Here is a 15,184-nt window from a genome sequence, read left to right on the forward strand (position 1 = left end):
CATGAGCGAGCGTCATCAGCCCAGGGTTCTGACCATTCCGGCGGGGTTGCCGTTTCTTGCCACCCTCGCCGAGACGCTGTGCGACGGGCGACTGACGCCGCTGTTCCGCCACGACCCCGGTGATCCACTCTCGCTTTCCAAGGTGACCATCTACCTGCCGACCCGGCGTGCGGTGCGCGTGCTGCGCTCCGAATTCGTCGATCTGCTGGGTGGACGTTCGGCGATCCTGCCGGTGATCCGGCCGCTCGGCGAAACCGACGATGACAGCGGTTACTTCGACGAGGCGCTGCCGGCGACGCTGGATCTCGCCCAGCCGCTTTCCAACACCGCGCGCCTGCTGGAGCTTGCGCGGCTGATCCTCGCCTGGCGCAACAAGCTGCCGGAGATCGTGCGGAGCATCCATTCGGACTCGCCGCTTGTGGCGCCGGCCAGCCCGGCCGATGCGATCTGGCTGGCCAGAAACCTCGCCGAGCTGATCGATTCGATCGAGACCGAGGACCGCGACTGGAGCGAGCTTGGCAAGCTGACGGCCAAGGACCATGCGCTGTGGTGGCAGCTGACAGCGGAATTCCTGCAGATCGCCAGCGCCTTCTGGCCCGAGCGACTGAACGAACTCGGCAAGTCCTCACCGGCACGGCACCGCAACGCAATCCTGCGCGCCGAGGCAAACCGCATTTCGACGATGCAGGCGAGCGGACCGATCATCATTGCCGGTTCGACGGGCTCGGTACCGGCAACGGCCGATCTGATCGCGGCGGTGGCAGCGCGCGCCGAGGGCGTCATCGTACTGCCCGGGCTCGATGTCGGCATGCCGGACGAGCATTGGCGGATGGTGGCACCCGATATGGCCGATGCCGCCAGTCGCAGCCATTCGCAATACGGGCTTGCGCAACTTCTGAAGCGCCTAGACCTGACGCGCGAAGACGTCGCTACGCTTGGCGACGCGCCCGATGCGCTTGCGCGGCGCGCGCAGATCCTGTCGCATGCGCTCTCTCCCGCCGAGGCGACCAGCGACTGGGGCATCTGGAAGGCTGGTCTTTCGGATGACGACATCGCGGCGGCCTTTGCCGATGTATCGCTGATCGAAGCCGGCAACGAACGCGAAGAAGCAACGGCGATTGCCATTGCGCTGCGTCTGGCACTGGAGCGGCCGGGCAAGGATGGCGAGAGCCGTGCGGCGCTGATTACCCCGGACCGAAACCTTGCGCGCCGGGTGATGGCGGAACTGTCGCGCTTCGGCATCGTCGCCGACGATTCTGCCGGTACGCCGCTTTCGGCGATGCCGCAGGGAACGCTGCTGCAGCTGCTTCTCGAAGCGGCGCTGCGCCCAGGCGATCCCGTCGCGATCGTCAGCCTGCTCAAGCATCCGTTGGCCCGCTTCGGGCTGACGCGGGAGGCGATGACCGAGGCTGTTGCTGCATTGGAGCTGCTTGCCCTGCGTGGCGGCGTTTCGGAAGTGGATATCAGCGCGCTGGCGCCATTGCTGGAGCATCAGCTTTCCGAGCAGGCGCTCGACCGGCATGCACCGCAGTGGCGCAAGGCATTGCCGGTCCATGCCGTTGATCTGGCACGTGATCTTGCGTTGCGGGTCGGCAAGGCGACGGAACCGCTTGCGTCTGCGCTGGTGCGCCACCAATCAAGCAGCCGAGGGTTGACAACGCGCTTTGCGCTATCCGATTGGGCGGAGCGCACCGGTCGCGCGGTCGAGGCGGTAGCCCGCGACGAGAAGGATGATCTTTCCGGTCTCTGGTCGGGTGAAGCCGGCGATACGCTGGCGACGCTGCTTCGCGAGGTGATCGAGACCGAAGGTCAGATCGAGGCGGATGGGGCGCAGTGGATCGACATCATGGCGGCACTTTCTGCCGGCCAGGCGGTGAAGCCGCGGGCGCTCAGTCATCCCCGGCTGTTCATCTTCGGCACGCTGGAAGCGCGCCTGCAGAGCGTCGATACGTTGATCCTCGGCGGCCTGAACGAGGGCTCATGGCCGGGGCAGACGGCCAACAATCCGTTCATCTCGCGATCGATGAAGACCGAGATCGGACTGGAGCCCCCGGAACGGCGGATCGGGCAGCTGGCGCATGACTTCGAGATGGCCAACGGCACGCGGCATCTCGTCTATACGCGCGCGCTGCGCAAGGGCGCGACACCGACGGTGGCTTCGCGCTGGCTACAGCGGCTGATGGCGTTTGGCGGCAAGCGTTTCGAAGCCGAATTGAAAGACCGTGGGGAGCAGTTCGTTCACTGGGCTGGCCTACTCGACCAGGGCGCGCGGCAGGCACCAACCCAGCGGCCGAGCCCGACGCCGCCGCGCGAGGTGCAGCCGAAATCCTATTCCTTCAGCGAGGTCGGCCGGCTGCGGCGCGATCCCTATTCGATCTACGCGCGGCGCGTGTTGCGGCTCGATGCCCTCGATGCCTTCAACCGCGATCCGGGTGCCGCAGAGCGCGGCACGCTCTATCACGCGATCATCGACCGGTTCATTCGCGACGGCAATATTGCCGGGACGCCTGCTGCAGCCGCAGCGATGGAGCAGATCCTGACAGAGCTGTTCGACATGGAACAGCTGCCTGGTCATATCGACGCGGTGTGGCGGCCGCGTTTCCGCGAAGTCGCGCGTTCGTTTTTGGCCTGGGAAGCGGACAGGCGGCCAAGCATTCAGCGGACGCTGACGGAAGTGCGCGGCGGCATGCAGCTGGAGCATGTCGACATCCGGCTCAGCGGTGTTGCCGACCGGATCGACATCACCGGCCCGAACGCGGCCGATATCATCGATTACAAGACAGGATATAACCCCTCGCCATCGCAGGCGCGGGCGCTTCTCGATCCGCAGCTGGCGCTGGAAGCAGCAGTTCTCCAGGCCGGTGCCTTTCAGGATACGGGGAAGCTGGTACCGCAGGACCTGCTCTATGTCAGGCTGCGACCCGGGAGCCGGTTTCAGGTGGATACAGTCAACAATGAGTTCTCTGCACGGGCCGACAAGGCGAAGTCGGCACTCGATCTTGCTGCCGACTCAATCGAACAGTTGGTAAAATTCGTCTCCCTCCTGCAGTCGGGCGAGAAGGGTTTCACGTCGCGGCTGATCCCGGCGCAGCAGTTCGAGTTCGGTGGCGACTACGACCACCTTGCCCGCGTCTCGGAATGGTCGACGGCCGAAAGCGATGAGGCCAGCAATGATGAATGACGAAACCGCTCTGCCAGAGGGTGACGATCCGCTCGATTGGACAAGCTGGACGACGGTGCAGCAGTCGATCGCTTCGGATCCGCAACGATCTGCGTGGGTGTCGGCCAACGCCGGCTCCGGCAAGACACATGTGCTGACGCAGCGGGTGATCCGGCTGCTGCTGGCCGGTGCGCGACCTTCGGCGATCCTCTGCCTCACCTACACCAAGGCCGCCGCCTCGGAAATGTCGAACCGCGTGTTTGATCGTCTGGCCGAGTGGGCTGTGCTCTCCGATGATGAGCTTAGCCAGCGTATTGCCCAGATCGAAGGCGCGGCACCCGATATGTTCAAGCTGGCGGAGGCACGCCGGCTTTTTGCCAAGGCGCTGGAAACGCCGGGCGGGCTGAAGATCCAGACGATCCATGCTTTCTGCGAGGCGTTGCTGCATCAGTTTCCGCTGGAAGCCAACGTCGCCGGCCATTTTTCGGTGCTCGACGACAGGGCGGCGGCAACGCTGCTGTCCGACGCGCGCCGATCGCTGCTGACAGCGACCACCCCGGAGCAGGACCGCGCGCTGGCGGATGCCTTTTCCTACGTGCTCAACCTCGGCGATGAATCCGGGCTGGAAACGCTGCTTGGAGACATCGTTGCCAACCGCAATGCCATCAAGGCGTTCACGCTGGCTGCAGAGCGGGCCGGCGGGCTCGAGAAGGTCTTGCGTGCACAGCTTGGCCTTTCCGACAACGATACGGAAACGGGTATCGCCGAGCAATACTGGCCACTACCCGGTCTTACCGGCGCCGCGCTCAGCCTTTATCTTGAGCTTGCTGACCTCAAGGGCGGCGCCAAGGCGCAGGACGTGGCGGCCGCACTGAAAGCGGTGGTGAGCGAGCGCGATGTTCTCCGTCGCATTCCGCTGCTGGAAAAGATCTTTCTCACTGTGAAAGGCGAACCTAAGGCGGATTCGCAGTTTTTCGTGAAGGCGATGCTGAGCGAGGCACCGCAGCTTGCCGATGCCGTGAGCGAAGCACGGGCGCATGTGGTTTCCTGCCGGGATCGGCTGAAGATCGTGCGGATGTATGACGCCACGCGCGCGGCACTGATCCTCGCAGACCGGCTGAACCGCGACTACGATGACCTGAAGAAGCAGCGCAGCCTGCTCGATTTCGAGGACCTGATTACCCGCACCGCCGACCTGCTGACGATGAGTGATGTCGGGCCGTGGATCCACTACAAGCTCGATCAGGGTATCGACCACATTCTTGTCGATGAGGCGCAGGATACCAGCCCGATCCAGTGGAGCGTGATCCAGTCTCTCGCGGAAGACTTTTTCTCCGGCGACAGCGCGCGCAGCGTGGTGCGCACGCTGTTTGCCGTCGGTGACGAGAAGCAGTCGATCTATTCGTTCCAGGGCGCCCGGCCCGAGCGCTTCTCGGAAGAAAGCCGGCGGACGCGCCAGCGGGTTTCGCAAAGCGGGTTGGCGTTTTCGTCGGTGCGGCTGCCGCTGTCGTTCCGCTCGACATCAGACGTGCTTGCTGCCGTCGATCACATCTTCACGCCGCCGGAGAACGCGCGCGGCCTGAGCGCCGGCGGTGAGCCGGTGGTGCATCGGTCGAACCGCATCGGCCAGCCTGGCGCCGTCGATCTCTGGGAGATGATCGCGCCCGAGGTGGCGATCAAGGAAGAGGATTGGACGGCTCCCTTCGATGCGACGCCGGAAAGCGCACCGGCCGCTATCCTGGCGCGGCAAATGGCGCACACGATCGACACGCTGGTCGGCAAGCAGACCATCATCGAGAAGGGCAAGGAAAGGCTGATCGAGGCCGGCGATATTCTGGTGCTGGTGCGCAAGCGCGATGCCTTCGTCAACGCGCTGACGCGGGCGCTGAAGCGCCGTGGCAATATTCCGGTCGCCGGCGCCGACCGTCTGCGCCTGACGAGCCATATCGCCGTGCAGGATCTCGTGGCGCTGGGACGCTTCCTGCTTTTGCCCGAGGACGATCTTTCGCTGGCTTCCCTGATGAAGAGCCCGCTGTTCGACCTGACCGAGGGCGATATCTTTGCCGTCGCGGCGCTCCGCGACGATGGTGAAAGCGTCTGGGCGCATTTCCAGAAATTTGCGGCCGATGGCAACGAGCGCCTTGGCGTTGCGGTTCGTCTGCTGCGGCTGTTCCTGGAGGAATCCAAGGCCCTTTCCGTGCATGACTTTTATGCCCGGGTGCTCGGTGTTCATGGCGGTCGGAGACAATTCCTGGCGCGTCTCGGCACTGAGGTCAGCGATATTCTCGACGAGTTCCTGACCTTTACGCTCGATCATGAAACGGCAGCCCTTCCCGGCCTGCAGTCCTTCATCTCGACGCTCGAACTGGAAGCCCCGGTCGTCAAGCGCGAGCAGGACAAGGGCCGCAACGAAGTGCGGATCATGACCGTGCATGCCTCGAAGGGCCTCGAGGCGCCGATCGTGTTTCTGGTGGACGGCGGCTCCAAGGCCTTTACCCATTCGCACATGCCGAAGCTCCGGCTGCTGGAGCAGCACAACGACAGGCCGCCGATGCCGGTCTGGGTGCCGCTCGGCGATCTTGCCAACTCGTTGACGCAGGCGGATGCGGCGCGCATTCAGGTGCTGGCGGAAGAGGAGTATCGCCGGCTGCTCTATGTGGCGATGACGCGAGCGGCCGACCGGCTGGTGGTTTGTGGATACCGGGGCGTGCGGCTCAACACCGACAGCTGGCACGCGATGATCACAGCGGCGATGGACGACAGTCACCCGCATGTCAGTGCCGCCACCTTCTCCGGGCCTGATGGAGAGTGGCAGGGCATTCAATGGCGCGTACCGGCGGTCGATCGGCGCTTCGAGCGCGCCGATCGTGTTGAGGAGACCGCGGCCCGGGGCGCGCTGCCTGCCGATCTCAGCCGACCGCTGCCGCCGCAAAAGCAACTGCCTCGCCCGCTCAGCCCTTCCGGCGCCGGAACGATCATCGACGAGGAGGCCGACAATCTGCTCGTTGCCTCGCCGCTCTTCAGCGACAAGCCGAAATCCGATCGCGCCCTGCAGAAAGGCCGGTTGCTGCACCGCATGCTGCAGATGCTGCCGGAGATCGCAGTTGATGAGCAAGCGGATGCGGCCAGACGCTATGTCGAGCGCGCCGCCCGCTTCTGGCCCGAGGCGGAGCGCATCAGGCTGGTCGATTCGGTTCTGAAACTATTGGATGCGCCTGATCTGAAAGCTGTGTTTGCAACGCATGCGCAGGCCGAAGTGTCGATCATGGGAACGCTGTCGCTCGAGGATCGCGACTATGCCGTTTCCGGTCGCGTGGATCGACTGGCCGTGCTCGACGACCGGGTGGTGATCCTCGACTACAAGACCAACCGCGTGCCGCCGGAGACCGCGGAGGCCATCCCGTTTGCGCATCGGGCACAGCTTTCCATCTACCGGACGATCCTGGCGCCGCTCTATCCCGGCAAGCAGATCGACTGCGTTCTCGTCTATACCGAGAACGGGTCGGTTCATACGCTGACGCCGGAGGCGATGGCATTGGCGCTTGCACAGCTCAAGACAAAGTGAAATACCGGTCATTGAAATCCCGCCACCGCACCCTCACATGTGCTTCAACAGGAAATCCTTTAAAGGAGCGGCCTAATGGCTACCGTGAAAGTCGATATCAATAATTTCCAGGCTGAAGTGCTGGATTCCGCAGAACCCGTCGTTGTCGATTTCTGGGCTGAATGGTGCGGCCCGTGCAAGATGATCGCGCCGAGCCTCGAAGAACTCGCCATCGAGTTCCAGGGCAAGGTGAAGGTCGCCAAGCTCAACATCGACGAAAATCCGGAACTTGCCGCCCAGTTCGGCGTACGCTCGATTCCGACGCTTGCCATGTTCAAGGGTGGCGAAGTTGCCGACATCAAGGTTGGCGCTGCGCCGAAGACCGCTCTGTCGAGCTGGATTTCAAGCGCCGCTTAATTCAGCGATCAGAGACAAGGACAAAGCCCGGCATCGACCGGGCTTTTTTCATTTGGGGGGCGTGCCGTTGTCGGCAAGCACATCGCCAACCAGATAGAGCGATCCGCCGATCAGGATGCGTGGCGGGTGCTGCTGTTCGAAGGCGGTTTCCCTGATGGCTTCCAGCGCCTCGCCGACCGTTGACATCGGTTCGGCGATCAGGCCCGCGTCATAGGCGGCGTTGGCGAGGATGACCGGGTCGATCATCGCGTCGCTGCCGCGGATCGGCACACAATAGACCTTTTCCGCCAGCCCCTTGAAGGCCTGGAAGTAGCCGGCCGGGTCCTTGGTGTTGATCATGCCGATGATCAGGAACAGCGGCCGTGGCTGGCGCTCCTCGAAATTGGCCATGGCTTCGGCAATGACTTCGCCGGCACCGGGATTGTGGCCGCCATCGACCCAGATTTCCGCGCCCGCAGGGGCGCTTGCCATCAGGTGACCTTCGCTGAGCTTCTGCAGACGGCCGGGCCATTCGACCGAGGTCATCGCCTTTTCCATCATCGCTTCGGTGACGACAAAGCCTGCGGCCTTGACGGCGCGGATTGCGGCCGCGGCATTGGCATATTGGTGGCGACCGGGAAGCCGCGGCAGCGGCAGGTCGGCAAGGCCGAATTCGTCCTGATAGACCAGCCGACCGTATTCTTCATGGGCCATGTAATCCTGGCCGAAGGCAGCGGTAGGGCAGCCAAGGCGCTCGGCGGTGGACATCAGCACATCAAGGGCGGCGTCATACTCCTGCTTGCCGATCACAACGGGGCATTTGCGCTTCATGATGCCGGCCTTTTCGGCGGCAATCAGTTCGACGCGGTCGCCGAGATAGGGCTGGTGATCGAGCGAGATCGGCATGATGACCGAAACCGCGGGCTCATCGATGACGTTCGTTGCGTCGAAGCGGCCACCAAGGCCAACCTCGATGATCGCGGCATCGGCCGGATGCTCGGAAAACAGGATGAAGGTCACGGCCGTCAGGATTTCGAAGACGGTGATCTTCTGGCCGGCATTGGCGTCGGCAACGCGGCGCAGAGCGTCGGCAAACACCGCGTCATCGACCAGCTGACCGCGACCGCCTTCGACGCCGATGCGATAACGCTCGTGCCACTTGACCAGATGCGGAGAAGTATGGACGTGAGCGCTGTAGCCGCCAGCCTCAAGCAGGGCCCGGCAAAAGGCCGTGACAGAGCCTTTGCCGTTGGTGCCGGCCACATGAATGACCGGCGGCAGCTTCTTTTGCGGATCGCCGAGAATGGCGAGAAGCCGGGTGATGCGATCCAGCGAGAGATCAAAGCCCTTGGGATGCAATCCCATCAGCTTGTCGATCTCCTGCGCTGCTTCGCTGACTGCGGTTTGACCTCTTGGTATCATCGCTCAACCGCCTGTGATTGTTACGATCAGGCGCTTGCGGCAATCGCAAGCGCACCGGTGCTTTCGGTAGAAACGGTCGCCGGCTTCTTGGTCAGTATCTTCAATATCCGCGCCAGCGTTTCCGGAATGTCGTGGCGCTTGATTACCATGTCGATCATGCCATGTTCCAGCAGGTATTCCGAGGTCTGGAAGCCTTCAGGCAGCTTTTCGCGGATGGTCTGCTCGATGACGCGCTTGCCGGCAAAGCAGATTTCGGCGCCCGGCTCCGCCATCTGGATATCGCCAAGCATGGCGTAGGAAGCAGTGACGCCACCGGTGGTCGGGTTGGTGAGAACCACGATGTAGGGCTGGCCAGCTTCCTTCAGCATATCGACGGCAACGGTCGTGCGTGGCAGCTGCATCAGCGACAGGATACCTTCCTGCATGCGGGCGCCGCCCGAGGCCGGGAACATTACCAGCGGGCACTTCTCGGCGATGGCGCGCTCGAAGGCCTTGACGATGGCTTCACCGGCAGCGATGCCGAGCGAACCGCCCATGAAATTGAACTCATGAACGACGGCAACCAGCTTCAGGCCACGCACCTTGCCGAGGCCGGCAACGATGGTGTCTTCCTGATCGGTCTTGATGCGGCTGTCGCGCAGGCGATCGGTGTACTTCTTGGAATCGCGGAACTTCAGCGGATCCTGGGCGACCTTCGGCTGAACGAACGCCTCATAGGCGCCATCGTCGAACAGATCGGTCAGCCGGGCCTTGGCCGGCATCTTCATGTGATAGCCGGAGGCCGGGATGACCCACTTGTTGTCTTCCAGATCCTTGTGAAAGACCATTTCACCCGTTTCCGGGCACTTGATCCAGAGGTTCTCCGGCACTTCGCGACGGCCCAGCATGGAATTGATGCGGGGGCGAACGTAGTTGGTGATCCAGTTCAAGTCGAAAACTCCTGATTAACTCTTGCCAATGTGGGGAAACTATTCGGCAGCAACAAGGCGCGCCGAACGTGTTCCCGATGACAGCCCGCGAACGAGCGTTGCGACCGCCTGCACGGTATCGGCTGTCGCCTTCCCGTCCTTGCTCAGGCTGAGGGCGACCTGGTTGACGATTGCCGTGCCGACAACGACACCATCGGCAGAGCCGCCGATCACCTTTGCATGCTCGGCCGTCTTGATGCCGAAGCCGACGCAGACGGGCAGATTGGTGTGCTGCTTGATGCGCTGGACAGCGCCAGAGACCAGCGATGGATCGGGCATGGCCGAACCGGTGATGCCGTTCATCGAGACGTAATAGACGAAGCCGGAGGTGTTCTTCAACACGGTGGGCAGACGCCTTTCGTCGGTGGTCGGCGTCGCCAGGCGAATGAAGTTGATGCCCTTGCGAATTGCCGGGATGCAGAGTTCGTCATCCATCTCAGGTGGCAGATCGACAACGATCAGGCCGTCGATGCCAGACGCGATCGCATCATCCAAGAAGGTTTCGACACCGTAAATGTAGATCGGGTTGTAGTAGCCCATCATGACGATCGGCGTCGCATCGTCGGTCTTGCGGAAATCGGCGGCGAGCTGCAGCGTCTTCTTCAGCGTCTGTCCCGCTTTCAGCGCGCGCTGACCTGCCAGCTGAATGGCCGGGCCGTCGGCCATCGGATCGGAGAACGGCATGCCGAGCTCGATAATGTCGGAGCCAGCGTCCGGCAGGGCCTTCATGATGCCGAGCGAGGTGTCGTAGTCGGGATCGCCGCCCATGAAATAGGTGACCAGCGCCGGGCGGCCTTCGGCTTTCAGATCGGCAAAGCGTTTGTCCATACGTGCGGTCATGACTTAAGCATCCATTCCGAGAATCTTGGCGACAGTGAAGATGTCCTTGTCGCCGCGGCCGGAGAGGTTCATCAGGATGATCTCGTCCTTGCCCATCTTCGGTGCACGCTTGATGACTTCGGCCAGCGCATGTGACGGTTCGAGCGCCGGAATGATCCCTTCGAGGCGCGTCAACATCTGGAAGGCTTCGAGCGCTTCGTGGTCCATGATCGGCACGTATTCGACGCGACCGATATCGTTCAGGTAGGAGTGCTCAGGGCCGATGCCCGGATAATCGAGGCCGGCCGAGATCGAGTGGCCTTCCTTGATCTGGCCGTCGCCATCCTGCAGCAGATAGGTACGGTTGCCGTGCAGAACGCCCGGCGAACCGGCCGTGATCGAGGCACAGTGTTCGTCGCCCTGCAGGCCCTTGCCGCCGGCTTCGACGCCGACGATCTTGACGCTGGGGTCGTCCAGGAACGAGTGGAAGATGCCGATCGCATTCGAACCGCCGCCGACGGCAGCGATAACCAGATCAGGCAGCCGACCTTCGGCTTCCATCATCTGTTCCTTGGATTCGGCGCCGATCACGGACTGAAAATCGCGCACCATCTCAGGATAAGGATGAGGACCGGCAGCGGTGCCGATCAGGTAGTAGGTGTCATCGACATTGGTGACCCAGTCGCGAAGCGCTTCGTTCATCGCGTCCTTCAGCGTGCCGTGGCCAGCCGTCACCGGCTTCACTTCGGCGCCGAGGAGCTTCATGCGGAACACGTTCGGCGCCTGGCGCTCGACATCGGTCGCGCCCATGTAGACAACACATGGAAGGCCGAAGCGGGCGGCGACGGTTGCCGAGGCAACGCCGTGCTGGCCGGCACCGGTTTCAGCAATGATGCGGGTCTTGCCCATGCGCTTGGCAAGCAGGATCTGGCCGATGCAATTGTTGATCTTGTGCGAACCGGTGTGGTTCAGCTCTTCGCGCTTGAAATAGATCTTGGCACCGCCGAGTTCGGCGGTCAGGCGCTCGGCGAAATAGAGCGGGCTCGGGCGGCCGATATAATGGGCGCCGAGGTGCTTCAGTTCCGCCTGAAATTCCAGATCGGTCTTCGCCTTGTCCCATTCAGCCTGGAGCTCCAGGATCAATGGCATCAGCGTTTCGGCAACAAAGCGGCCGCCGTAAATGCCGAAACGGCCATCCTCATCGGGGCCGGAACGGAAGGAATTGGGTTTTGGCGTCTCGTTCATTTCAACTCCCTGAGGCCATTTCAGGCTGGCATGCCTGCTCGACCGCATCGAAAAATTCATCGATCATTGCGACGTTTTTCACGCCGGGTGCGCTTTCCACGCCTGAGGATGCATCGATCCCCGGTGCCTTGGTGATGGCAAGCGCTTCGGCAATATTGCCTCTGTTGAGACCACCGGAAAGCATGTAATCCACGCTGCCGTCAAGCCAGCTGAGCAAGCCCCAATCGAAGGACACGCCATTGCCGCCTGGCAATTCGGAGCCCTTCGGGGGCTTTGCGTCGAACAGGAAGCGGTCGGCGATACCGATATAGGCTTCCACGCGCTTCAGATCATCAGCGGTTCGTATCGAAAACGCCTTCATCACAGGCAGACCGTAGACAGCCTTTATAGTGAGAACACGTTCGGGGCTTTCGTCGCCATGAAGCTGCAGCATATCCGGCTTCAGTAGCGCGACGATCTCATCCAGATCATCGTTGGTCGGGTTGACAACCACGGCAACGATCTTGGCGCGTCCACGGATGGCCTCAGCCAACTGTCCTGCAACGTCGGGCTCGACATAACGCGGGCTCTTTTCAAAAAAGATGAATCCGATATGGGTCGCGCCACGCGTCAGCGCGCGATCAATCGCTTCGGCCGTCTTCAGACCGCAGATTTTTATATCCGGTTTCATGGCAGCGAAGTGACACGAAAAACGCTGTGAGTCGAGCCAATTTGCGACGGTGACTGTATTTTGAGCGCTTATGCCTCAGTCAAAATCGATCGCGTGCAGCAGGCTGCCATGCCGCTTCAACCAGGACTTGGATACTTCCATATCCGGGCAGAGCTTCTTGCAAAGGGCCCAGAAGTGCGGGCCGTGGTTCATTTCCTTGAGATGGGCAACCTCGTGGGCGGCGAGGTAATCGACGACGGCGGGCGGCGCCATGACAATCCGCCAGGAAAAGCTCAGGTTTCCCTCTGCAGAACACGAACCCCAGCGGCTGCGGGTGTCCTTCATCGAGATCGACTTGATCGTCGCCTTGATCGACCGTGCGTGCAACCTTGCCAGCCGCTCGAGTTCGGCGCGTGCTTCCTTCTTCAGAAAGGTGGCGATGCGGCGGCCGATATGCTCGGGCATGCCGCTAACCTTGATAACCGGCCTGCCGTCGAGAGTAATGGCCTCAGTCAGGCCACGCAGGCTGCCGGTGTGCTGGATGCGATGGGAAACGCCGCGAAAGAGGATGGTGCCGCCGTCATGCAGTCCGGCATCGGTGGAAAATTTCGCGAGCTTGGTGAGGAGCCAGCCCTGGTGCCGGTCGAGGAAATCGTTGACTTCGCGTTGAGGAAGACCGCTTGGGATCGTCATCTTCAAGGCGCGCCCGCCGGGCTCGATGCGGAGCGTGATGCGGGTCGCCCGTTCGTGCTGTTTGATCGTCAGCGGCATCAGCCGTCCGGCAACGTCAAGCGTCCGGGTCTCGGGCGGAGCCGGTTTACGGACGCTGCGGCGTGGCTTGGCGAGAAGCGGGAACATCGGCATTTTCTATATGATTCGTGGCAATTCCAGTCAAAGAAAAACCGGCATCGGGGGATGTCGGCTGGTCCAATCAAAGAAAAACCGGCATCGGAGGATGCCGGCTGGAGTTTTCGGTGCGGAATGTGATTACGGCGTCTGATACTCGGCAACCGGACCGTTGTCGTCGCGCTTGGCGTTCTTGCGATCGCGCATGAAGCGGTCGAACTCGTCCTGGTCCTTGGCGCGGCGTAGTTCTCGCGCGTAGGTGTCGAATTCCTCGCGCATTTCATTGAGCTTGCGGCGTTCTTCCTCAAGCCTGTCGAGCTCGGCCTTGCGCCAGTCGTCAAACGCAACGTTGCCCGTGGTGAAGTGCGGGCGGTGACGGTGGCTCGAACGGCGGCAGCTGGAGAACAGCCCATCGGCGGCGCTGTTGGCGTCGCGCTTGAAGCCCTGCAGGCGCTCCCCGAAGATGATGTAGGCGAGCATGGCGAGACCCAGAGGCCAGAAAACCACGAAGCCGAGCACCATCAGGGCAATGGTAGCCGGAGTCCAATCCGGTCGAAGCAATGCTGACTGGTTCATCGTGCGGTATCCTCGCATTTCCGCGTCGGCGAAATGCCGAACGCTGGAAATCGATGTGGTTACCGAACCAAGGCGCTTCAAGACGGTTTTCGTTCAAATCGAACAAAGCCTTGAAATGAAATCACTAATTCAGCCCCCCCCTAAATCAGGTTGACTTTCCACCCTTGATCACGCGCTTGACCACAGGCTTGCCGGAGCGGGCATGCTCGCGCACGAAGTTGATGATGCGCGGTGCAATCTCCTTGCGGAAACGCGAGCCGTTGAACACGCCGTAGTGACCGACATCCGGCTGCACGTAGTGCATGCGCATGTTTTCAGGGATGTTGACGCAAATCGTCTGTGCCGCCTTGGTCTGGCCCACGCCTGAGATATCGTCGTTCTCACCTTCGACGGTGAGAAGTGCCACGTTGCGGATCGCCGCCGGATTAACCAGCCTGCCGCGATGCTCGAGCTCCCCCTTCGGCAGGGAATGCTTGATGAACACCTGATCGACGGTCTGCAGATAGAATTCAGCCGTCATATCCATCACCGCGAGATATTCGTCGTAGAAGTCGCGATGCTTTTCGGCAGGCTCGCCATCGTTCTTCACAAGGTGCATGAAGAACTCCTTGTGGGCGACGAGATGCTTGTCGAGGTTCATCGACATGAAGCCGGAGAGCTGCAGGAAGCCTGGATAGACCGGGCGCATGAAGCCCGGCTGCGGCCAGGGAACGTTCATGATGACATTGTCGGCGAACCACTGCAGCGGCTTGTCCTTGGCCAGCTGGTTGACAGCGGTCGGATTGATGCGGGTATCGATCGGGCCGCCCATCAGCGTCATCGACGCAGGCGACAATGGATCGTTTGCCTCTTCCATCACCGCGGCGGCGGCCAGGACCGGCACCGACGGCTGACAGACAGCAACCACATGGGTGTCGGGACCGAGGAAATGCAGCATCCCGATGACATAGTCGACGTAATCGTCAAAATCGAAGGTTCCGTCGGTCATCGGCACCATACGGGCGTCGATCCAATCGGTGATGTAGACATCGGCGCTCGGCAGCAGCGCCTCGACCGTGCCGCGCAGGAGCGTGGCGTAATGGCCCGACATCGGCGCGACGATCAGGATGCGCGGATCCTGCCCGTGGCCGTTCGGCACGTTGCGGGAGAAATGCAGGAGATCGCAGAAGGGGCGCGACCAGACGACCTCTTCCCTCACGGCAACCGACCGTTCGCCGATCACCGTTTCGGGCAAGTCGAAAGACGGCTTTCCGTAGCGGCGAGTCGTGCGCTCGAACATTTCGAGCGACGCAGCCATGGTCCGGCCCCACGGGGTTTGGGACAATGGGTTGAGCGGATTTGCATAGGCAAGGCGCATGACATCAGCCATGGCGCGGTACGGTGCCATCGCGGCATGGTTCAATTCATAGAGCTGATAGAACATGAGATGCGCCACCTTTTGTTTCACTGGGAAGACGATGTCTTTCACCTGAAAGATGATACCTGTTGAAGCGGCATCGAACTCTTTCCAACGACGTGCTGGCATCTCAACGCACTGTAACAGGTTTTTGTTGCACAGC

At 61.8% G+C, this 15,184-nt stretch carries 11 protein-coding genes; 3 read left to right on the forward strand and 8 right to left on the reverse strand.

From position 1 onward, the window contains the following. Position 1 precedes the first annotated feature (1 nt). From addB to trxA, 3 genes are all read left to right on the forward strand, one after another. Complete coding sequence (gene addB / locus GVL52_RS12555) at positions 2-3,181, forward strand: double-strand break repair protein AddB (RefSeq protein ID WP_160007494.1); 3,180 nt, start codon at positions 2-4, stop codon at positions 3,179-3,181. Next, on the forward strand, positions 3,174-6,725 hold the full coding sequence (gene addA / locus GVL52_RS12560) for a double-strand break repair helicase AddA (protein ID WP_160007496.1): 3,552 nt from the start codon (positions 3,174-3,176) through the stop codon (positions 6,723-6,725). The genes addB and addA overlap by 8 nt, the downstream gene beginning before the upstream one ends. Before the next feature lie 75 nt (positions 6,726-6,800). Then, the gene (gene trxA, locus GVL52_RS12565; RefSeq protein WP_160007498.1) at positions 6,801-7,121 is read left to right on the forward strand and encodes a thioredoxin; all 321 of its coding nucleotides are present in this window, start codon (positions 6,801-6,803) and stop codon (positions 7,119-7,121) included. Positions 7,122-7,169: 48 nt separating this feature from the next. Here trxA and GVL52_RS12570 read toward each other — a convergent pair whose 3' ends face one another. From GVL52_RS12570 to GVL52_RS12605, 8 genes are all read right to left on the reverse strand, one after another. Further along, positions 7,170-8,522, reverse strand: coding sequence for a folylpolyglutamate synthase/dihydrofolate synthase family protein (locus GVL52_RS12570; protein WP_160007500.1), 1,353 nt, complete (start codon positions 8,520-8,522; stop codon positions 7,170-7,172). 26 nt (positions 8,523-8,548) lie between these two features. After that, the gene (accD, locus tag GVL52_RS12575; RefSeq protein ID WP_160007502.1) at positions 8,549-9,451 is read right to left on the reverse strand and encodes an acetyl-CoA carboxylase, carboxyltransferase subunit beta; all 903 of its coding nucleotides are present in this window, start codon (positions 9,449-9,451) and stop codon (positions 8,549-8,551) included. A gap of 39 nt (positions 9,452-9,490) precedes the next feature. Then, a complete protein-coding gene (gene trpA / locus GVL52_RS12580; protein ID WP_160007504.1) occupies positions 9,491-10,330 on the reverse strand; it encodes a tryptophan synthase subunit alpha in 840 nt (279 codons plus the stop codon). 3 nt (positions 10,331-10,333) lie between these two features. Then, positions 10,334-11,554 carry a tryptophan synthase subunit beta gene (gene trpB / locus GVL52_RS12585; protein WP_160007506.1) on the reverse strand — a complete coding sequence of 407 codons (1,221 nt, stop codon included), beginning with the start codon at positions 11,552-11,554 and terminating at the stop codon, positions 10,334-10,336. A gap of 1 nt (position 11,555) precedes the next feature. Beyond that, the gene (locus GVL52_RS12590; RefSeq protein ID WP_160007508.1) at positions 11,556-12,224 is read right to left on the reverse strand and encodes a phosphoribosylanthranilate isomerase; all 669 of its coding nucleotides are present in this window, start codon (positions 12,222-12,224) and stop codon (positions 11,556-11,558) included. Positions 12,225-12,299: 75 nt separating this feature from the next. Beyond that, positions 12,300-13,061, reverse strand: coding sequence for a M48 family metallopeptidase (locus GVL52_RS12595; RefSeq protein WP_160007510.1), 762 nt, complete (start codon positions 13,059-13,061; stop codon positions 12,300-12,302). A 129-nt stretch (positions 13,062-13,190) separates the two neighbouring features. Beyond that, a complete protein-coding gene (locus GVL52_RS12600; RefSeq protein WP_160007512.1) occupies positions 13,191-13,625 on the reverse strand; it encodes a DUF2852 domain-containing protein in 435 nt (144 codons plus the stop codon). A 145-nt stretch (positions 13,626-13,770) separates the two neighbouring features. Then, the gene (locus GVL52_RS12605; protein WP_160007958.1) at positions 13,771-15,048 is read right to left on the reverse strand and encodes a polyhydroxyalkanoate depolymerase; all 1,278 of its coding nucleotides are present in this window, start codon (positions 15,046-15,048) and stop codon (positions 13,771-13,773) included. Positions 15,049-15,184: the final 136 nt, after the last annotated feature.

Origin of the sequence: Rhizobium sp. 18055 (genome assembly GCF_902706285.1) — a bacterium.
Classification (GTDB): domain Bacteria; phylum Pseudomonadota; class Alphaproteobacteria; order Rhizobiales; family Rhizobiaceae; genus Rhizobium.